Source organism: Mycobacterium tuberculosis H37Rv (assembly GCF_000195955.2).
Lineage (GTDB): Bacteria > Actinomycetota > Actinomycetes > Mycobacteriales > Mycobacteriaceae > Mycobacterium > Mycobacterium tuberculosis.
Map to the genome: position 1 here is coordinate 3,409,461 of NC_000962.3, position 20,853 is coordinate 3,430,313.

Sequence of the window (20,853 nt, forward strand, 5' to 3'; positions counted from 1 at the left end):
CAAGAAGTTGTGTTTGCGTGTCGCGAATCCGCTCGCCTGTTTCGCCGGCTAGTTCGCCGCAGCGACCGTCGCGCGGTCGCTCGACAAACCGTTGCCGATCCCGAAGAACCGGTACTCGGCGGGGTTGACCGAGCGGGTGGTCAGCCAGTATTGCCAGGTGTAGCCGCACCAGAGCACGGTGTTCTTGCCGTGCTCGTCGAGATACCAGCTGCGGCAGCCGCCACTGTTCCACACCGACCCAGCCAGCCTGCGCTGCAGCTCCTGGTTGAACCGGTCTTGCGCCTCGCGGGTGGGGGCCAGCGCTTGCACGCCCATCCGGTCGCATTTCGCGATCGCATCGGCCACGTAATGGATCTGCGATTCGATCATGAACACCACGGAGTTGTGTCCCAGCCCAGTGTTCGGCCCCAGCAGGAAGAACAGGTTGGGCATGTTGGCGACGGTGATCCCGCGGTGTGCACCGATGCCCTCACGGTTCCAGCGGTCGACCAGGTCCTCGCCGTGACGCCCCTTGATCTGCACATAGGTATAGGAGTCGGTGACGTGGAAGCCGGTGGCGTACACGATCACATCGGCTTCCCGGAAGACCTCACGGCCAGTGCCGTCGGCGGTGACGATCCCGTCGTGCGTGATCCGGTCGATGCGGTCGGTGATCAGTTCGGTCTTCGGGTCCGCCACCGCGGGGTAATAGGTAGAGGAGTTCAGGATCCGTTTGCAGCCGATGCGATACCGCGGCGTCAGCTTGCGCCGCAGCTCGCGATCCTTCACCGATCGACGAATATTGTATTTGGCATAGGCCTCGATGATCTTCAACGTGTTGGGCCGCTTGGTCATGCCGTAGGCCAGCGCCTCCTGGGCCCAGTAGATGCCGAGGCGCAACAGTGCCCGTAGCCCGGGGACGGTTCGCAACGCCCGGCGCAGCGACACCGGCAGCTCTTCGTTGGTGCGCGGGACCACCCACGGCGGGGTGCGCTGATAGAGCTGAAGTTCGGCGACCTGGCCGACGATCTCGGGCACGATCTGGATCGCGCTGGCACCGGTCCCGACGATCGCCACCCGCTTGCCGGTCAGGTCGATACTGTGGTCCCACTGGGCGGAATGGAAAGCGGGGCCGGCGAATTCGTCGCGACCTGCGATCTCGGGGAAGGACGGGATGTGCAACGCACCGGCCCCGGAGATCAGGAACTGCGCGACGTATTCACGCCCGTCGGCGGTGAACACGTGCCAGCGGCATTCGTCGTCGTCCCAGTAGCCGCGATCGACGAGCGAATTGAACTCGATGTAGCGGCGCAGGCCGTACTTGTCGGTGACCCCTTTGAGGTAGCCCAAGATTTCGTCCCAGTAGGAAAACAGGTGTTTCCAGTCCGCCTTGGGCTCGAACGAGAAGGAGTACAGGTGCGACGGGATGTCGCACGCGCAGCCGGGGTAGGTGTTGTCGCGCCAGGTGCCGCCGACGTCGTCGGCTTTCTCCAATATGACGAAGTCCACTCCTTGCTTTTGCAGTGCGATGGCCATGCCCAAACCGGAGAATCCGGTTCCGATGATGACGGCGCGGGTACGTACCGGCGGCTGGTTGGCCGGGCTTGGCGTGGACGGCTTGGCAGCCGTATCGGCAATGCTCACAATGGATCGGTCTTCCTGTTCAGCGGCGAGTTTGGCGCTTCAGTCACCCTCGCCGGCGCAAATACCCAGTACCCAGGGTATCGGATATGACGAGTGTTGTTGATTGCCGCAGCGATGTCAACGGCCGCCGCGCTCAACGCACGGCGGGATTGTTGGGTACCGCGTCGTGGATCGGTTGGTCAGGGTCGACCGCGATGCCCAGCGCTTCGGCGGTGCCGACGATCACGCCCATCATGATGGTGGTCAGATGCGCCACGAACTGCTCACGCGGCATGCGGCGCGGGCTGTCGGGTTCGGGGCCCAACCACCACTCGGTTGCCGATGCGGCCGATCCGAACGCCGCGAATGCGGCGAGTTCGAGCGCGGCTCGATTCAGCTCCATCTCGCGCAGCTCGTTGTTGAACATCTCGGCCATGGCCAGCGTGATCTCCCGGCCTTCGTTGAGGGTGCGTACCGTCGCCTCGGACTGCTTTGCCGAGCGGCCCTGAATGAACACCCGCAGCACGTTGGGGTGCTGGTCGACGAGGTTGACGTACTCCTCGACGCTGCGCCGGATAACTTCGCGGGCAGAGTCGGTGGCTAAGTCGAGCGACGGGAAGATCGCCGCCCACAGCATGTCACGCAGTCGCATCCCGATAGCCTCGAGCAAATCGGACTTGTCGGTGAAATGCCGATAGATCTTGGGCTTGGCGGTGCCGGCCTCTTCGGCGATTTGGCGCACACTCAGCTCGGGGCCCAGCCGGTCGATAGCGCGGAACGCCGCGTCGACGATTTCGTTGCGCACCTTCTTGCGGTGCTCACGCCACCGTTCACTGCGGGCGTCGACTTTCACCCCCGGCTTTGCACTGGGGTGGGGTCGGGGGATTCTGACCACATCAAGCACCTTACCGCGTTGCAAGCGCTGACCTGGGCAGACTGGCCACGCCAGGCTTGGTTGAATGTGAGGTTCACGACGCGACACGCCGCGAAGCCGTCGCCACTTTCACTCTGGCGCGCCGGTGCTACAGCATGCAGGACACGCAACCCTCGACCTCGGTGCCCTCCAACGCCATCTGCCGCAGCCGGATGTAGTACAGCGTCTTGATCCCCTTGCGCCAGGCGTAAATCTGCGCCTTGTTCACGTCGCGGGTGGTGGCGGTGTCTTTGAAGAACAACGTCAGCGAAAGCCCTTGATCCACATGCTGGGTGGCCGCCGCGTAGGTGTCGATGATCTTCTCGTAACCGATCTCGTAGGCGTCTTCGTAGTACTCCAGGTTGTCGTTGGTCATATACGGCGCCGGGTAGTAGACCCGCCCGATCTTGCCTTCCTTGCGGATCTCGACCTTCGACACGATCGGGTGAATCGACGACGTCGAATGGTTGATGTAGGAAATCGACCCGGTCGGCGGCACCGCCTGCAGGTTCTGGTTGTAGATGCCGTGCGCTTGCACCGACTCCTTGAGCCGACGCCAGTCGTCCTGCGTTGGGATGCGGATGCCGGCGTCGGCGAACAGCTGGCGTACCTTCTGGGTCTTCGGCTCCCAAATCTGGTCGGTGTACTTGTCGAAGAATTCCCCGGACGCGTACTTGGACCGCTCGAAACCCTTGAAGTGCGTGCCGCGTTCGATCGCGATGCGGTTGGATGCCCGCAACGCGTGATACAGCACCGTATAGAAGTAGATGTTGGTGAAGTCGATGCCTTCGTCGGATCCGTAGAAGATGCGTTCCCGGGCCAGGTAGCCGTGCAGGTTCATCTGTCCTAGCCCGATCGCGTGGGAGTCGTTGTTGCCCTGCTCGATTGAGGGCACCGACTTGATATGGGTTTGGTCGCTCACCGCGGTCAACGCGCGGATCGCCACCTCGATCGTCTGCGCGAAGTCCGGCGAGTCCATCGTCTTGGCGATGTTCAGCGACCCCAGGTTGCACGAAATGTCTTTGCCCACTTTGGCATACGACAAGTCCTCGTTGAACAATGACGGCGTAGACACTTGCAGGATCTCCGAGCACAGGTTGCTGTGCGTGATCTTGCCATCAATTGGATTAGCGCGATTGACGGTGTCTTCGAACATGATATAGGGGTAGCCGGACTCGAACTGCAGCTCGGCCAGCGTCTGGAAGAACTCCCGTGCCTTGATCTTGGTCTTGCGGATGCGCGCGTCATCGACCATTTCGTAGTACTTCTCGGTGACCGAGATGTCAGCGAACGGCACACCGTAGACCCGCTCGACATCGTAGGGCGAGAACAGGTACATGTCATCGTTGCGCTTGGCCAACTCGAAGGTGATGTCGGGGATCACCACCCCCAGACTCAGCGTCTTGATCCGGATCTTCTCGTCGGCGTTCTCACGCTTGGTGTCCAGGAATCGGTAGATGTCGGGGTGATGGGCGTGCAGGTACACCGCGCCGGCACCTTGACGAGCGCCCAGCTGGTTGGCGTAGGAGAACGCATCCTCCAGCAACTTCATGATGGGGATGACGCCCGAGGACTGGTTCTCGATGTTCTTGATCGGCGCGCCGTGCTCGCGAATGTTGGTCAGCAGCAACGCCACTCCCCCGCCACGCTTGGATAGCTGCAGCGCGGAGTTGATCGACCGTCCGATCGACTCCATGTTGTCTTCGACGCGAAGCAAAAAACAGCTCACGGGCTCCCCGCGCTGCTTCTTGCCAGAATTCAAAAACGTCGGTGTGGCGGGCTGGAAGCGGCCGTCGATGATCTCGTCGACCAGCAGCTCGGCAAGTGCGGTATCGCCGGCGGCCAACGTTAGCGCCACCATGACCACGCGGTCCTCGAAGCGCTCCAGATAGCGCTTCCCGTCAAAGGTTTTCAGCGTGTAGGAGGTGTAGTACTTGAACGCACCCAAAAACGTCGGAAACCGGAACTTTTTGGCGTAGGCGCGGTCTAGCAGCGTCTTGACGAAGTTGCGCGAGTACTGGTCGAGAACCTCACGCTCGTAGTAATTCTCGCGGATCAGGTAGTCGAGCTTCTCGTCCTGATTATGGAAGAAGACCGTGTTCTGATTGACATGCTGCAAAAAGTACTGGTGGGCTGCTTCCCGATCCTTGTCGAACTGGATCTTGCCGTCCGCGTCGTACAGGTTCAGCATCGCGTTCAGCGCGTGATAGTCCGTTTCGCCCGGCCCCCCAGAGTAAGAGGCGTGCGCGCCGGAGGCTACAGGCTCTGCAATGACGGTTGGTGGCACGTCTGTTCCTTCCAGAATTCAGCGAGACCGGTGCGGACGGCGGCGACGTCGTCCTCGGTGCCCATCAGTTCGAAGCGGTATAGGTAGGGAACGCTACATTTTCGGGAGACGACGTCGCCGGCGTAGCAGAACTCGGCACCGAAGTTGGTATTGCCGGCAGCGATGACCCCGCGCAGCTGCGCTCGATTGTGGTCGTTGTTCAAGAAGGCAATGACCTGTTTGGGGACGTATCCGCCGGCATCGAGACCCGGGTTGGCCCGGCCGCCACCGTAGGTGGGCAGTATCAGCACGTACGGCTCGTCGACCTCGATCCGGCCATGCAGCGGTATCCGCGTGGCGGGAATACCCAGTTTCTGCACAAAGCGGTGGGTGTTCTCCGACACGCTGGAGAAATAGACCAGGCTGCGCCCCGCGATATCCATGGCACCGCAATCTTCCTTATCTATGTCTGCCGCGCTAGGCGGTCAGCGCTGCCCCGGCGAGCGCCTTGATGCGATCGGGGCGGAAACCCGACCAGTGGTCGTTTCCGGCGACCACGACGGGTGCTTGTAGGTAACCCAGCGCCATCACGTAGTCCCGCGCTTCGGAATCCAGGCTGATATCAACCTTCTGGTAGGCGATGCCCTGCTTGTCCAGCGCCTTGGAGGTGGCACTGCACTGTACGCACGCGGGCTTAGTGTAAACGGTCACGGTCATGGGCGTACCGCTCCTTTGCGGAAATCGGGAATCTGACAGGATCTGGCAACGACTCAAGTAGTGCATCTTCGATATGTTGAGCGGCCCGACAAGGCTCCAGATTCCCGTCATAGCGCGACCACGTCCGTCGACCTGGCGATGCCGATGCCGGGAAGTTCATCGCGCCCCGTGGATCTGGTGAGACCTGGTGAACCTGGGATCTGCCGGTACTCGAAAACACTACACCTAGGGGGTGGCACCTAGGGGGTGGCACGGAGAAGAGATACAAGATGTTCTGAATAACATTTTCGAAATTCCCTGGTCGTAAGCCTGGCTCGAGCACCGCGGCGGCGTGTCGCAGATCACCTCAGCCGCCGCCATACCCGTCTGACCCAATATATCACCGGCCACCGACAACGTCGCCGCTAGCTTCCCGCCGAACCGCTACCAGCAAAGCCGATGGAGCCGCTATTGGCTGACCCGCCTCGGCCCAGGGATCAGCCGACCTCAGCGGCCAAGTTGCCGACGGCGTCGCGCACATTCGCCGCCAGCCCGGCGTCGTCCGCGACCGACTTGCCCAGAGTTTGGAACGGCACCGACAGTTTGATCGCATCGACCACCCGCGTGCCAGCGATGCTGAACGACTTGCGAGTCTCGTCGTGCGCCCATACCCCGCCGTAGCGGCCCATGGAGCCGCCGATCACGGCCAACGGCTTGTCCTTCAACGCGCCATCGCCGAATGGCCTGGACAGCCAGTCGATCGCGTTCTTGATCACGGCCGGAATGCTGCCGTTGTATTCCGGCGTGACCACCAAGGCAGCGTGCGCGTCAGACGCGGCCTCCCGCAACGCGCTCACCGGCGCCGGCACCTCCGTCGCTGTGTCGATGTCTTCGTTGTAGAACGGCAGGTCCCCCAGCCCCTCGAACATGGTGACGGTGACGCCGTCCGGAGCGACCTTGGCAGCCAGCTCGGCGATCTGGCGGTTGAACGACGCCGCGCGCAGGCTTCCCACTAAGGCCAAGATTTTGATGTCGGACTTGGTATCTGACACTGCTACGTTCCTTTCCGCTTGTTGGTCCACGTCCTTGCACGAGCCAACCGGACCATGGTCCGATTTATTCCGATCGCGTTACAGTGCAAAGGTGAGCGGCGCCGAGCGGTTGGGTGACTTGCCTGTGTTCGCGAGGCAAGAGCCCGTACCAGAGCGGGGCGACGCGGCACGCAATCGTGCACTCCTGTTGGAGGCGGCGCGCCGCCTGATCGCCCGAAGCGGTGCGGACGCAATCACCATGGACGACGTTGCCGCGGCCGCTGGCGTCGGCAAAGGCACCTTGTTTCGCCGCTTCGGCAGCCGTGCCGGCCTGATGATGGTGTTGCTCGATGAAGACGAGCGAGCCAGTCAGCAGGCCTTCCTGTTCGGCCCGCCACCGCTGGGCCCGGATGCTCCGCCGCTGGACCGCCTGATCGCATTCGGTCGGGAGCGAATGCGCTTCGTCCATGCCCATCACCAGCTGCTGTCGGAAGCCAACCGGGATCCACAAACCCGCCACAGCGCGGCGCTATCGGTACTGCGCACCCATTTGCGGGTACTGCTGGCCTCGGCGCCGACCACCGGCGACCTGGATGCCCAGACCGATGCCCTGCTAGCGCTGCTCGACGTCGACTATGTCGAGCACCAACTCAACGCCGGCGGCCATACCCTGCAAACCCTGGGCGACGCATGGGAGAGCCTGGCGCGAAAACTGTGCGGACGATGATCGATCACTATGCCGACAGCAGCACCGCGATGGATCCTGCACGTAGACCTCGACCAGTTTTTGGCGTCGGTCGAACTGCTCCGCCACCCCGAACTGGCAGGTTTGCCGGTCATCGTCGGCGGCAACGGTGATCCGACCGAACCGCGAAAGGTCGTCACCTGTGCGTCGTATGAGGCCCGCGCCTACGGTGTGCGCGCCGGCATGCCGTTGCGGACCGCCGCCCGACGATGCCCTGAGGCCACCTTCTTGCCGTCGAACCCAGCCGCCTACAACGCGGCGTCCGAGGAGGTGGTGGCGTTATTGCGCGACCTGGGATACCCGGTCGAGGTATGGGGCTGGGACGAGGCTTACCTCGCGGTGGCGCCCGGGACTCCCGACGACCCCATCGAAGTCGCCGAAGAGATCCGAAAAGTCATCTTGTCGCAAACCGGGCTGTCTTGCTCGATAGGTATCAGTGACAACAAGCAGCGCGCCAAGATCGCTACCGGGTTGGCGAAACCAGCTGGCATCTATCAGCTCACCGATGCCAACTGGATGGCCATCATGGGTGACCGTACCGTCGAAGCACTGTGGGGTGTGGGGCCCAAGACTACGAAAAGGCTGGCAAAGCTTGGGATCAACACCGTTTACCAACTTGCACACACCGATTCCGGGCTATTGATGTCCACGTTCGGTCCGCGAACCGCGCTGTGGCTGCTGCTGGCCAAAGGCGGAGGCGATACCGAAGTCAGTGCCCAAGCTTGGGTTCCACGCTCGCGCAGCCACGCCGTCACCTTTCCACGAGACCTCACCTGCCGATCCGAAATGGAATCGGCCGTGACGGAATTGGCGCAGCGAACACTCAACGAGGTGGTGGCTTCGTCGCGAACCGTCACCCGAGTCGCGGTCACCGTGCGCACGGCGACGTTCTACACCCGCACCAAGATCCGAAAGCTGCAAGCTCCCAGCACCGATCCCGACGTCATCACCGCTGCCGCCCGGCACGTTCTTGACCTATTCGAGCTGGATCGGCCCGTCCGGTTGCTGGGAGTGCGGTTAGAACTGGCCTAGAACCGGCGGGCACACCGCACCTGGGCGGCGCGAAGTCTTGACCGCACCGGCCGCTATGGCCCGGGCCGAAGCGCGCGCGTGAAGAACACGTTGACTCGTCGCATCACCAGGGTGTATGGCCACCACGCATATCGCTTGAACGCATACAGCGCCCGGATGTCCGCCGACGTATAGACCAGGTATCTGTTCCTTGTGACCCCGGCCAAAATTTTGTCGGCCGCCTTCTCCGGCGTCACGGCGTGACCACTGAACCGTTCGACCCAGCGGTTGACCCTCGGGTCGTCGCGATCCACTCCGGCGATCTCGACCGTATTGACCAGCGGGGTCTTGACGGCGCCAGGCACCACGACCGACACCCCGATGCCGTGCCGGGCCAGATCGAAGCGCAGCACCTCAGAAAGTCCCCGCAACCCGTACTTGCTAGCGCTATAGGCCGCATGCCACGGCAAGCCAACCAGCCCGGCCGCCGAGGACACATTGACCAGGTGCCCGCCCCGACCGGCGGCGACCATCGGTGGGACCAAGGTCTCGATGACGTGGATTGGGCCCATGAGATTGATCGCGACCATCCTGCTCCACTGATCGTGCGTGAGCTGGTCAACGGTGCCCCAGGCCGACACACCGGCGATGTTTAGTACCACGTCCATGCTGGGATGACGGGCGTGGATATCGGCCGCGAATGCCGCCACGTCCTGGTAGTCGGAGACGTCCAGAACTCGATGCTCGGGCACCTGAGCGCCGAGTGCACGGGCGTCACACACGGTTTGCGCCAAGCCATCACGGTCGCGGTCGGTCAGATACAGCTCGGCACCTTGCGCCGCGAGGCGCAACGCGGTCGCGCGACCGATGCCACTGGCCGCGCCGGTGACAAAGCACCGCTTACCCGCGAAATACTGTCCGGCTCCCCTCTGCAACATGGTCGTGACGATACCGGCGGTACCGACACCCCCTCCGGTAGGACGATCGATGCGCCCCGATAGCTATGGGGCCTTGCCGCCACCCCAAAGCGCGTTGAGCCACATCTGTTCAAGCACCCGAACCCGGCGCGCTGCGTCACTGTCGGGGCCGACGAGCAAAGCGTCACCGGTCAGCATCAGCGCGGTGGTAGCTGCCAGGGTGCGGACGAGCGTCGGGAGGTCTTCGCTGATCGGATGCGCAGTGCCGGCCTTCACCTCAGCCTCGAAGACGCCGATGGTTTCACGCAACAGCACTTGGAACTGCCGCTCGAGAATATCGCGGATCTCCATGTCGCTCTGGCGTGCCGCATTACAGGCCCGCAGCACCGGGTCGTTGTTCGCGTAAACGGCGGCGACGCTGCCGATCATCCGGTTGACGAACTGCTCGGGTGACTCCCCTGGCTGACGGGCGGAGAAATGCTGGCTGGCTTCTTCGAGTTCTTCGGTGGCCTCGGCCAAGATCTGGGCGAGCACCGAGTATTTGGAATCGAAGTAGAAGTAGAAACCGGAGCGGGCTACCCCTGCGCGAAGGCTGATAGCGCGCACCGACAATTCCGCGAACGGTGTCTCCTCCAGCAGTTCGCGTGCGGCCCGCAGAATCGCCTGGCGATGCCTGTCACCACGCCGTCGCATCGGCGGCGCAGCCTGCTTCTCGTCTGCGGCATGACTGGTCACCTTTTGATCACCCCCTTGACCTTGCACCATGGCGTCTGAAAACGGAACATCGGTAGCCGTCAAATTGACCAGAAGGATAGATTTCAGTTACAGCCACCACCGGTAAGGAGCGCCAATGGCGACGATCCACCCCCCGGCATACCTCCTTGACCAAGCCAAGCGTCGCTTCACGCCGTCGTTCAACAACTTTCCCGGCATGAGTCTTGTCGAACACATGCTGCTGAACACCAAATTCCCGGAGAAGAAACTCGCCGAACCGCCGCCAGGCAGCGGGCTCAAGCCGGTCGTCGGTGACGCGGGGCTGCCGATCCTTGGGCACATGATCGAGATGTTGCGCGGCGGACCGGACTATCTGATGTTCCTGTACAAGACGAAGGGTCCGGTCGTATTCGGCGACTCAGCTGTGCTGCCGGGTGTCGCAGCACTGGGCCCTGACGCGGCGCAGGTCATCTACTCCAACCGCAACAAGGACTACTCGCAGCAGGGCTGGGTGCCCGTGATCGGGCCCTTCTTCCACCGCGGCCTGATGCTGCTCGACTTCGAAGAGCACATGTTCCACCGACGGATCATGCAGGAGGCGTTCGTCCGGTCCAGGCTCGCCGGCTACCTCGAGCAGATGGACAGGGTCGTCTCGCGGGTGGTCGCCGACGACTGGGTCGTCAACGACGCACGCTTCCTTGTCTATCCGGCCATGAAGGCGCTCACGCTTGACATCGCCTCGATGGTCTTCATGGGCCACGAACCCGGCACCGATCACGAACTGGTCACCAAGGTGAACAAGGCGTTCACGATTACCACCCGTGCCGGCAACGCGGTGATCCGCACCAGCGTGCCACCGTTCACCTGGTGGCGAGGACTGCGAGCACGCGAGCTGCTGGAAAACTACTTCACCGCCCGAGTCAAAGAGCGCCGCGAAGCGTCGGGCAACGACCTGCTGACGGTGTTGTGCCAGACCGAAGACGACGACGGCAACCGGTTCTCCGACGCCGACATCGTCAACCACATGATCTTCTTGATGATGGCCGCCCACGATACCTCGACGTCAACGGCCACGACGATGGCCTACCAGCTGGCCGCCCACCCGGAATGGCAGCAGCGCTGCCGCGACGAATCGGACCGGCATGGCGATGGGCCGCTCGACATCGAATCCCTAGAGCAGCTGGAATCGCTCGACCTGGTGATGAACGAGTCGATCCGGTTGGTGACGCCGGTCCAGTGGGCGATGCGGCAGACGGTGCGCGATACCGAACTGCTGGGCTACTACCTACCCAAGGGCACCAACGTGATCGCATACCCAGGGATGAATCATCGCCTGCCGGAAATCTGGACAGACCCGCTGACATTCGACCCGGAACGGTTTACCGAGCCGCGCAACGAGCACAAGCGGCACCGCTATGCGTTCACGCCGTTCGGCGGCGGCGTGCACAAGTGCATCGGGATGGTGTTCGACCAATTGGAGATAAAGACGATCCTGCACCGGCTGCTGCGCCGCTACCGGCTGGAGCTGTCCCGTCCCGACTACCAGCCCCGCTGGGACTACAGTGCCATGCCGATCCCGATGGACGGGATGCCGATCGTGCTGCGTCCCAGGTAGGCCCTCTTCGGCGGATTCCGCCAATCCACCGGTGCCGCAGATGAAAGTGCCAGTGCGCAGCCCGCACCCACTTTCGACCCGCGGCGGGAGTCGGTCTGGATCAGATCCCGCCGCGGGTCGCGCGAATGGTCAGCGTCGCTATCGTGCGCCGACGGTGCAAGCCCTTTCGACTTCTATGACGACCGTTTGAATTTGGACGTCCCCTGTTGCAGAAAACCCTCGCTGCGGTGGAACCTGGCGATAGCATCTGATGACGGTGTGGAAACCGCGGAATATGGGTGTGCTCCAGCGACGAAAGGCTCAATCGATGAGCGCGACTAAAAGCAAGGGTTTGCGGGCGTTTCAGACACTGGTCGCGGCGCTGGCTGCGGTAGTTGCAGTACTAGCAGCGGGCTGCGCTACCCAGCGCGTTCCCACGGTTCTGCCGGAATCGGAGTTAATTCCTCAAAGCCTCGGTTAGCTGCTCTGCGACCTCGCCGGACGGGTGCAGCGCAACCACGCACATGCAGGAGCAAGAAGGGCGCGACCGATGATCGCAAAAGGCAACAGGCGGATCCGGGTAGGGCAATTGCTGGGCGCAGCACTGGTCGCTGCTTTTGCCCTGACAGCGGTGGGATGCACAATCCAGATGCCTCAGCCACCTCTCCCGCAGCAGGAGTTAAGGCGGTAGGTCCGGCCTCAGGGTAGCTGCTAACTACCCGATGGGGCAGTCACGTCGCCGTCGGGCACGGTGCGGACGAGCGCGGACACACTCATCCGTACTTTGGTGCTTAGAGCCACCAGGAAGCGGCAGCGTCCAGATGGCGGCGGGTGCGGCAACGGGCCAGGCTGTCGTCACCAGAGCCGATCGCTTCGAGAATCCGTACGTGGGCATGTCCCACAGCGACCACGTCGCTCCATGTCGGCAGCGCCTGCTCTGTGCTCGACAAGTGCCGGCGGAACAGCTCGACCAGTATCAGCAGGAACAGATCCAGCATCGTATTGCCGGCCGCTCGCGCCAGTCCGACGTGGAACCGAAACTCCTCGACGGCGGCCGCGCGTACATCGTCGGTGGGGTTATCCAACCTCGGCCGCCCCAGCGTATCGAGGAAGGACGCAACCTCAGGTTCGCTGCGGCGCTTGACAACTTTCGCGACATTGTCGATCTCGATGGCATCCCGGACGCACCGTAGGTCTTCGCGGCTCGGCTTGCGGTACTGCAGATAGAGCGCGATGGTGTCGATGCTGGCTTGTGGCTGGGGGGTGGTGACGACCAACCCGCCGCCGGGTCCGCGGCGCATGTGCGCGATCGCGTGATATTCCAGCAGCCGCACCGCTTCCCGAAGCACCGCGCGGCTCACCTGGTAGCGTTCCAACAGCGCTGTCTCGGTCCCGAAGACCGACCCGACCTGCCAGCCGCTGGCGGCGATATCGTCGCCAATGGTGGCCGCCAACACCTCGGCCAGCTTGCCGCGGGGCGCGCCCAGGATCAGCTGCTGGGCCCGGCGCGGCTCACGCGCCCGGCCCCCGTTGCGGACGGCCGCATCGTTGCCGCGCTGGTGCTGCTGCAGCCAGCCGGCTACCGCCTCAACGTGTCGTTCGCTTAAGGTTTTGGCCCACGCCGAATCACCCGCCGTGACGGCCGCGACGATATCGGAATGTTCGTTGTGCACTTGACCGGCCGCCTCGACGGCCTCACCTGCGGATTGGGTACCTGACTTCTGGACGTATCGCTTGGTCAGCCGCATCAAGATGTCGATAAACAGCTGTAGGACAGGGTTTTTCGATTGCTCCGCGAGCACGCGGTAAAACTGCTCAGGCGGCGGGGGCAAACCGGGCCGCCACCGTTCCTCTGCGCGCAAGACCGCTCGCAGCCTTTCGATGCCGGGTTCGTCGATATGCTCTGCGGCAAGAGAGGCCGCCAAGGGTTCGAGCACCAGACGCGCGCCGAGCAAGTCACCGATGGTGGTGCCCAGGTATTCGAGATAGATGACCACGGCGCGGGTAGCGGGCCCGGCATTTGGCTCGCAGATGAACAGCCCGCCGTTCGGTCCACGACGCATTCTTGCCACCTGATGGTGCTCAACCAGACGCACAGCTTCGCGCAGCACCGATCGACTCACGCAAAAGCGTTGCTGCAAAGCGCTTTCCGAACCCAAGGATGCTCCGATCGGCCAGCCGCGGCGGACGATGTCCGCCTCGATGCGGCGGGCGATCTTCGACGCTCGCTTGTCCGTCCAGACCGCGTCCGGCTCGGTGCTCATTTCAATAGAGTGTACTGTATTGGCTGAGTCAAGGGCGCGAGCTGGGCCCTAGCTAATCAGGGGATCACGCGGCATGCCCAGGATCCGCTCGGCAATCTGATTGCGGGTCACCTCCGACGTGCCGCCGGCGATCGCCATGCCACGGGCGCCCATCACCGTTCGGCCAATCACCCTGCCGGGGCCGTCCAGCAACGCAATCTCGGGCCCCCATAGCGCGGCCGCGATGGCGGCGCCCTCGATCATGTGCTCTGCCACTTTGAGCTTGGTGATGTTGCCCTCCGGACCAGGGCCGGCTCCTTCGACGCTGCGAGCGGCACGGCGCAGGTTCAGCAGCCGCAGTGCGTGATCCTCTGCGAGGAAAGCGCCGACTCGAATTGGGGCGCCCGCAAACGCATCTGACCGCCGCTGGACCAATTGCACCAGCTTCGCCGCCATTGCTTCGTAGTACGAGCCACTGCCGCCGATGCTGACCCGCTCGTTGCCCAGCGTTGCCCGCGCCACCGTCCACCCGGAGTTCGGCGCCCCGACAACGTCCTCATCGGGGACGAAGACATCGTTGAAGAACACCTCGTTGAATTCCGAGTCGCCGGTGATCTGCCGCAGCGGCCGCACCTCGACACCGGGGGCCAACATGTCGATGATCACCGTGGTGATGCCAGCGTGTTTGGGGGCATCCGGATCGGTACGCACGGTAGCCAGGCCACGCGCGCAGTACTGCGCTCCGCTGGTCCACACCTTTTGCCCGTTGATCTTCCAGCCGCCCTCCACCCGAGTTGCGCGGGTCTTGACCGAGGCCGCGTCAGACCCCGCGTCAGGTTCGGAGAACAGTTGGCACCATATCTCCTGCTGGCGCAGCGCTTTCTCGACGAATCTTTCAATCTGCCAAGGCGTTCCGTGCTGAATCAGCGTCAAGATCACCCACCCGGTGATCGAGTAATCCGGGCGCTCGATGCCCGCCGCGCTGAACTCTTCCTCGATCACCAACTGCTCCACCGCGCCCGCGGCACGACCCCACGGCCTGGGCCAATGCGGCATCACATAGCCCGTCTCGATCAGCTTGTCGCGCTGTGCATCCTTTTCCAGAGCAGCGATTTCAGCGGCGTCCGAACGGATGCGGGCGCGCAGCTCCTCGGCCTGTGCCGGCAGGTCCAAGCTGATCGCCCGGGTAACGCCAGCCGCGGTGCGCTCGAAAACGTCTCGGACGGGCGCATCACCGCCGAACAATCCCACGGTCACCAACGCCCGGCGCAGATGCAGATGCGCGTCATGCTCCCAGGTAAAGCCAATACCGCCGTGCACCTGGATGTTGAGCTCGGCATTGCGTGCATAGGCCGGAAACGCCAGGGCCGCAGCGACCGCGGCGGCCAGCCGAAACTGCTCCTCATCCTCTGCTGCCGCACGCGCGGCATCCCAGACCGCGGCGATCGCCGACTCGGCGGCCACCAGCATGTTCGCGCAGTGATGCTTCACCGCTTGAAACGTGGCGATGGTACGGCCGAATTGCTGTCGCACCTTGGCATAGGCCACGGCGCTGTCCACGCAGTCGGCCGCCCCACCGACGGCCTCGGCGGCCAGCAATGTGCGCGCGCGGGCCAAAGCCGATTCATACGCACCAAGCAGGATGTCGTCGGTCGTGACGCGCACGTTGTCCAGGCGCACGCGGCCACTCCGCCGGGTCGGATCAAAGTTTTCCGGCACATCAACCGAGACGCCCTTGCGGCCGCGTTCCAACACCAGCACGTCGTCACCGGCGGCAACCAACAGCAGCTCGGCAAGCCCGGCGCCCAACACGATTCCCGCCTCACCGTCGGCAACACCGTCGGTAACCTGCACCTGACTATCCAGTCCCACACCCGCCGTCAGGGTTCCGTCAATCAGCGCCGGCAACAGCCGTGCCCGTTGGTCATCAGTACCTTCTTTGGCGACCACCGCTGAGGCGATCACGGTCGGCACAAACAGCCCCGGTGCCACCGCACGACCGAGCTCTTCGATCACCACCACAAGCTCGGACAGGCCATAGCCAGAGCCACCGTGTCGCTCGTCGATATGCAGGCCGAGCCAGCCCAGCTCGGCGAGGTTCTGCCAGAACGGCGGGCGGGCGTCCCCCGCCGCGTCCAGTGATGCACGCGCCGCCCAGCGCACCTTCTGCGAAGTCAAGAACGCGCGAGCCACCCCGGAGAGCTCGCGATGGTCGTCGGTCAATGCAATACCCATCAAGGCCTCCTAGCGGCACTACCGGACCCACATAGCCCCCAGGCGGTATTGGTAAAGAGTATACTAATTGTCTGTCGCGGCCGCGAGACACGGCTTGCTCGGGCACGCCAGCCTTGCCCTCGCCAACGATGTCGGCGAGACATGCCAAGCTGAACCGTGCTCCTTCACGACGTGGCCATCACCTCAATGGACGTGGCCGCCACCTCGTCGCGGCTGACCAAGGTCGCGCGCATCGCCGCCCTGTTGCACCGCGCCGCGCCAGACACACAGCTGGTCACGATCATCGTGTCGTGGCTCTCCGGCGAGCTGCCGCAACGCCATATCGGTGTCGGGTGGGCGGCATTGCGGTCCCTACCGCCGCCCGCGCCGCAACCGGCGTTGACCGTCACCGGTGTCGACGCCACCCTCTCTAAGATCGGCACTCTACCGGGCAAAGGGTCTCAGGCGCAGCGCGCGGCACTCGTTGCGGAATTGTTCTCCGCCGCAACCGAAGCTGAGCAAACCTTTTTGTTGCGACTGCTCGGCGGTGAACTGCGCCAGGGCGCAAAGGGCGGGATCATGGCCGATGCGGTCGCCCAGGCCGCCGGGCTCCCGGCCGCGACGGTCCAACGCGCCGCGATGCTAGGCGGCGACCTGGCGGCAGCGGCGGCGGCCGGCCTGTCCGGCGCGGCGCTGGACACCTTCACCCTGCGAGTGGGCCGACCGATAGGCCCGATGCTGGCACAGACCGCGACCAGCGTCCATGATGCACTCGAACGTCACGGCGGCACAACCATTTTCGAGGCTAAACTAGACGGCGCGCGAGTGCAGATCCACCGGGCAAACGACCAGGTCAGGATCTACACCCGAAGCCTGGACGACGTCACTGCCCGGCTGCCCGAGGTGGTGGAGGCAACACTGGCACTGCCGGTCCGGGATCTAGTGGCCGACGGCGAGGCGATCGCGCTGTGCCCGGACAACCGGCCGCAGCGTTTCCAGGTCACCGCATCACGGTTCGGCCGATCGGTCGATGTTGCGGCTGCCCGCGCGACGCAGCCACTTTCGGTGTTCTTCTTCGACATCCTGCATCGGGATGGTACCGACTTGCTCGAAGCGCCGACCACCGAGCGGCTGGCCGCCCTGGACGCACTGGTGCCGGCTCGGCACCGCGTGGACCGGCTGATCACGTCCGATCCAACGGACGCGGCCAACTTCCTGGATGCGACGCTGGCCGCCGGCCACGAGGGGGTGATGGCCAAGGCACCGGCCGCTCGTTACCTTGCGGGTCGCCGCGGAGCGGGCTGGCTGAAGGTCAAGCCGGTGCACACACTCGACTTGGTGGTGCTCGCGGTGGAATGGGGCTCGGGACGCCGGCGCGGCAAGCTCTCCAATATTCACCTGGGCGCACGCGATCCGGCTACCGGTGGATTCGTGATGGTGGGCAAGACCTTCAAAGGAATGACCGACGCCATGCTGGACTGGCAGACCACCAGGTTTCACGAGATCGCGGTGGGTCCGACAGACGGCTACGTCGTCCAACTTAGGCCCGAGCAGGTGGTCGAGGTAGCCCTCGACGGCGTGCAAAGGTCGTCGCGCTACCCGGGCGGGCTGGCATTGCGGTTTGCCCGCGTGGTGCGCTACCGCGCCGACAAGGACCCGGCCGAGGCCGACACCATCGATGCCGTGCGCGCGCTCTACTGATCGCACGGCGAGAGTGACTCCTGCGACGGGACACGCCGGCTGGGCGTCGCCAGATTCACGCTCGTCGACCAAGCGGGCGGGACAAGCAGCTGCAAGGATCAACGGAGATCGCACCCGTGATTGAGGGAGGTGACGGTGGCAGCGCCGACCCCGTCGAATCGGATCGAAGAACGCTCCGGACACGCCAGCTGCGTCCGCGCCGATGCCGACCTGCCACCCGTGGCCATCCTCGGTCGCTCCCCCATCACGCTTCGGCACAAGATCTTCTTCGTGGCCGTTGCCGTGATCGGCGCTCTCGCCTGGACCGTCGTCGCGTTCTTCCGCAACGAGCCGGTCAACGCGGTCTGGATCGTGGTCGCAGCGGGCTGCACCTACATCATCGGGTTCCGGTTTTATGCGCGGCTGATCGAAATGAAAGTCGTCCGTCCCCGCGACGATCACGCCACCCCGGCCGAAATCCTCGACGACGGCACCGACTACGTGCCCACCGACCGGCGGGTGGTATTCGGACACCACTTCGCCGCCATCGCCGGTGCCGGGCCGCTTGTCGGACCAGTACTGGCCACCCAGATGGGTTACTTACCCAGCAGCATCTGGATTGTCGTCGGCGCGGTGCTGGCCGGATGTGTCCAGGACTACCTGGTGTTGTGGATCTCCGTGCGGCGGCGTGGCCGCTCCCTGGGTCAGATGGTTCGCGACGAACTCGGCGCCACCGCCGGAGTGGCCGCCCTCGTTGGAATCCCGGTCATTATCACCATTGTGATCGCGGTGCTGGCGCTGGTGGTCGTGCGGGCCCTGGCCAAGAGCCCATGGGGCGTCTTCTCGATCGCCATGACCATCCCCATCGCCATCTTCATGGGCTGCTACTTGCGGTTCCTACGTCCCGGGCGGGTGTCGGAAGTTTCATTGATCGGGATCGGACTGCTGCTGCTCGCCGTTGTCTCCGGTGATTGGGTTGCCCATACCTCCTGGGGCGCAGCGTGGTTCAGCTTGTCACCGGTGACACTGTGTTGGCTTCTCATCAGCTATGGCTTCGCAGCTTCGGTGCTGCCGGTGTGGCTGCTGCTCGCGCCACGCGACTACCTGTCAACGTTCATGAAGGTCGGCACCATCGCGCTTCTCGCGATCGGTGTTTGTGCGGCTCACCCGATCATCGAGGCCCCAGCGGTGTCGAAATTCGCCGGTAGCGGCAACGGCCCGGTGTTCGCCGGCTCACTGTTTCCATTCCTGTTCATCACCATCGCGTGCGGGGCGCTGTCTGGATTCCACGCGCTCATCTGCTCGGGCACGACGCCGAAGATGCTGGAGAAGGAAGGCCAGATGCGCGTGATCGGCTACGGCGGCATGATGACCGAGTCCTTCGTCGCCGTCATAGCACTACTCACCGCGGCGATCCTCGACCAGCACCTATACTTCACCCTCAACGCGCCGTCCCTGCATACCCACGACAGCGCAGCCACCGCCGCCAAGTACGTCAACGGGCTCGGTTTGACGGGCTCACCGGTGACCCCAGACCACATCAGCCAGGCCGCCGCCAGCGTCGGCGAACAGACGATCGTGTCGCGCACCGGCGGTGCGCCGACGCTGGCGTTCGGCATGGCGGAGATGCTGCATCGAGTGGTCGGCGGTGTGGGCCTCAAGGCGTTCTGGTATCACTTCGCGATCATGTTTGAGGCTCTGTTCATCCTCACCACCGTCGACGCCGGCACCAGGGCCGCGCGCTTCATGATCTCCGATGCGCTGGGCAACTTTGGCGGTGTGCTGCGCAAACTGCAGAATCCGAGCTGGCGTCCCGGTGCGTGGGCTTGCCGTTTGGTGGTCGTCGCGGCGTGGGGCAGCATCCTGCTGCTCGGTGTGACCGATCCGCTGGGCGGCATCAACACGCTGTTCCCGCTGTTCGGCATTGCCAACCAGTTGCTTGCCGGAATTGCGCTGACCGTCATCACCGTCGTCGTCATCAAGAAGGGGCGACTGAAGTGGGCTTGGATACCGGGTATTCCACTGCTGTGGGATCTGGCGGTCACCCTGACCGCATCGTGGCAGAAGATCTTCTCCGCTGATCCTTCTGTCGGCTACTGGACTCAGCATGCTCACTACGCGGCAGCCCAGCACGCAGGCGAGACCGCGTTCGGCTCGGCCACCAACGCCGATGAGATCAACGACGTCGTCCGGAACACATTCGTCCAGGGCACCCTGTCGATCGTCTTCGTGGTGGTCGTCGTGCTGGTTGTTGTCGCCGGAGTCATAGTGGCGCTGAAGACAATTCGCGGCCGCGGCATACCGTTGGCCGAGGACGATCCGGCGCCGTCGACGTTGTTCGCGCCCGCTGGCCTGATTCCTACAGCCGCAGAGCGAAAGTTGCAACGACGTTTGGGCGCGCCGGCCTCGGCTTCCGTCGCGGCGCCCGACTAGCCCTCCCGCTGCAGTGGTACCGGCGCCGCAATCAGACGGCGAGTAGGCGTGGGTCCAACCCGCGATTCGCGGCAGCCGGCGGAGAGGGCGACCAAGAGACGTTATCGGTTCGCTCGGGGACTCATGGCCGGTCTGCTGGGCACGATGGCTCTCACGAGCGGCGGTGGTGTCGCTCGCGAGGATCCATTGGAACCTGATCCGCTAGCCCCGATCATCGACGATTCCAGGTAAACGGATTCGAAGGCACCTATAGGGACGTGCCCTGACGCCCCGCCACAATGGACGCTTGGGTAGCCTGACCAGCCTTATGCAGTGACAGTGCGTCGAGCATCAATTGAGTAGATCCCACCACCGGTGAACACCAGCAGGAAGAAGCCGAAGCAGAACAGTATCGCCGGAGTTCCGCCATTGCCGTCCGGTGGACCGCCGATCGGCCACAGTGCATACGGTTGATGCATCCAGAAGTAGGCGACCGCCATTTCGCCCGAGGCAACGAACGCCACAGCGCGGGTAAACAGCCCGGTTGCGATCAGCAGACCTGCCACCAACTCGATGACCCCGGCATACCAGCCGGGCCAGGATCCAAATTCGACGGGTTGAGCCGAGGTGACGGGCCAGCCGAAAAGGATCATCGATCCGTAGCCGGCGAACAGCAGCCCGTATACCAACCGAAAGAGGCTCAGCACAGCCGGCAAACAGCCGGCGAGCCGACGGTCGAGATCTTTCACCATGACACGACGTTACGGGGATCGACCGCGCGAACGCTGGGCGGATTTTGTCTCCCACCGGTGTGC

16 protein-coding genes are annotated in these 20,853 nt (G+C 63.8%); 5 read left to right on the plus strand and 11 right to left on the minus strand.

The annotated features are described in order from the left end of the window. Positions 1 to 48: 48 nt before the first annotated feature. The 6 genes from Rv3049c to Rv3054c all read right to left on the minus strand — a co-directional run bounded on the left by Rv3049c (position 49) and on the right by Rv3054c (position 6,529). Positions 49 to 1,623 carry a monooxygenase gene (locus Rv3049c; protein ID NP_217565.1) on the minus strand — a complete coding sequence of 525 codons (1,575 nt, stop codon included), beginning with the start codon at positions 1,621 to 1,623 and terminating at the stop codon, positions 49 to 51. A 133-nt stretch (positions 1,624 to 1,756) separates the two neighbouring features. Further along, complete coding sequence (locus tag Rv3050c; protein ID NP_217566.1) at positions 1,757 to 2,497, minus strand: AsnC family transcriptional regulator; 741 nt, start codon at positions 2,495 to 2,497, stop codon at positions 1,757 to 1,759. A gap of 127 nt (positions 2,498 to 2,624) precedes the next feature. Then, complete coding sequence (gene nrdE / locus Rv3051c) at positions 2,625 to 4,706, minus strand: ribonucleoside-diphosphate reductase subunit alpha (RefSeq protein ID NP_217567.1); 2,082 nt, start codon at positions 4,704 to 4,706, stop codon at positions 2,625 to 2,627. Between the two features lie 65 nt (positions 4,707 to 4,771). Beyond that, the gene (gene nrdI / locus Rv3052c; RefSeq protein NP_217568.1) at positions 4,772 to 5,224 is read right to left on the minus strand and encodes an NrdI protein; all 453 of its coding nucleotides are present in this window, start codon (positions 5,222 to 5,224) and stop codon (positions 4,772 to 4,774) included. A 34-nt stretch (positions 5,225 to 5,258) separates the two neighbouring features. Beyond that, the gene (gene nrdH / locus Rv3053c; protein ID NP_217569.1) at positions 5,259 to 5,498 is read right to left on the minus strand and encodes a glutaredoxin electron transport protein NrdH; all 240 of its coding nucleotides are present in this window, start codon (positions 5,496 to 5,498) and stop codon (positions 5,259 to 5,261) included. Between the two features lie 476 nt (positions 5,499 to 5,974). Beyond that, positions 5,975 to 6,529, minus strand: coding sequence for a hypothetical protein (locus Rv3054c; protein NP_217570.1), 555 nt, complete (start codon positions 6,527 to 6,529; stop codon positions 5,975 to 5,977). Positions 6,530 to 6,620: 91 nt separating this feature from the next. On the opposite strand from Rv3054c, the gene Rv3055 reads away from it, so the two are divergent. Then, positions 6,621 to 7,235 carry a TetR family transcriptional regulator gene (locus Rv3055; RefSeq protein NP_217571.1) on the plus strand — a complete coding sequence of 205 codons (615 nt, stop codon included), beginning with the start codon at positions 6,621 to 6,623 and terminating at the stop codon, positions 7,233 to 7,235. Positions 7,236 to 7,244: 9 nt separating this feature from the next. Next, the gene (gene dinP / locus Rv3056) at positions 7,245 to 8,285 is read left to right on the plus strand and encodes a DNA polymerase IV 2 (RefSeq protein ID NP_217572.1); all 1,041 of its coding nucleotides are present in this window, start codon (positions 7,245 to 7,247) and stop codon (positions 8,283 to 8,285) included. A 53-nt stretch (positions 8,286 to 8,338) separates the two neighbouring features. Here dinP and Rv3057c read toward each other — a convergent pair whose 3' ends face one another. Beyond that, positions 8,339 to 9,202 (minus strand): short chain alcohol dehydrogenase/reductase, encoded by an 864-nt coding sequence (locus tag Rv3057c; protein NP_217573.1) that lies wholly within the window; start codon positions 9,200 to 9,202, stop codon positions 8,339 to 8,341. A 63-nt stretch (positions 9,203 to 9,265) separates the two neighbouring features. Beyond that, positions 9,266 to 9,916, minus strand: a complete 651-nt coding sequence (locus tag Rv3058c; protein NP_217574.1) for a TetR family transcriptional regulator — start codon at positions 9,914 to 9,916, stop codon at positions 9,266 to 9,268. Between the two features lie 115 nt (positions 9,917 to 10,031). Here Rv3058c and cyp136 point away from each other — a divergent pair, with 115 nt between their 5' ends. Further along, positions 10,032 to 11,510 carry a cytochrome P450 Cyp136 gene (cyp136, locus tag Rv3059; RefSeq protein NP_217575.1) on the plus strand — a complete coding sequence of 493 codons (1,479 nt, stop codon included), beginning with the start codon at positions 10,032 to 10,034 and terminating at the stop codon, positions 11,508 to 11,510. Positions 11,511 to 12,280: 770 nt separating this feature from the next. On the opposite strand, the gene Rv3060c is transcribed toward cyp136, so the two are convergent. Together Rv3060c and fadE22 are read right to left on the minus strand one after the other, a co-directional pair. Beyond that, complete coding sequence (locus Rv3060c; protein ID NP_217576.1) at positions 12,281 to 13,753, minus strand: GntR family transcriptional regulator; 1,473 nt, start codon at positions 13,751 to 13,753, stop codon at positions 12,281 to 12,283. A 48-nt stretch (positions 13,754 to 13,801) separates the two neighbouring features. Next, complete coding sequence (gene fadE22 / locus Rv3061c) at positions 13,802 to 15,967, minus strand: acyl-CoA dehydrogenase FadE22 (protein NP_217577.1); 2,166 nt, start codon at positions 15,965 to 15,967, stop codon at positions 13,802 to 13,804. Positions 15,968 to 16,123: 156 nt separating this feature from the next. Between fadE22 and ligB the strand changes: the two genes are divergently transcribed. After that, positions 16,124 to 17,647, plus strand: coding sequence for a DNA ligase (ligB, locus tag Rv3062; RefSeq protein ID NP_217578.1), 1,524 nt, complete (start codon positions 16,124 to 16,126; stop codon positions 17,645 to 17,647). 135 nt (positions 17,648 to 17,782) lie between these two features. Beyond that, positions 17,783 to 20,059 carry a carbon starvation protein A gene (gene cstA / locus Rv3063; protein NP_217579.1) on the plus strand — a complete coding sequence of 759 codons (2,277 nt, stop codon included), beginning with the start codon at positions 17,783 to 17,785 and terminating at the stop codon, positions 20,057 to 20,059. Positions 20,060 to 20,364: 305 nt separating this feature from the next. On the opposite strand, the gene Rv3064c is transcribed toward cstA, so the two are convergent. Next, entirely contained in the window at positions 20,365 to 20,790 is a 426-nt protein-coding gene (locus Rv3064c) for an integral membrane protein (RefSeq protein ID NP_217580.1), read from the minus strand. Between the last annotated feature and the right edge of the window lie 63 nt (positions 20,791 to 20,853).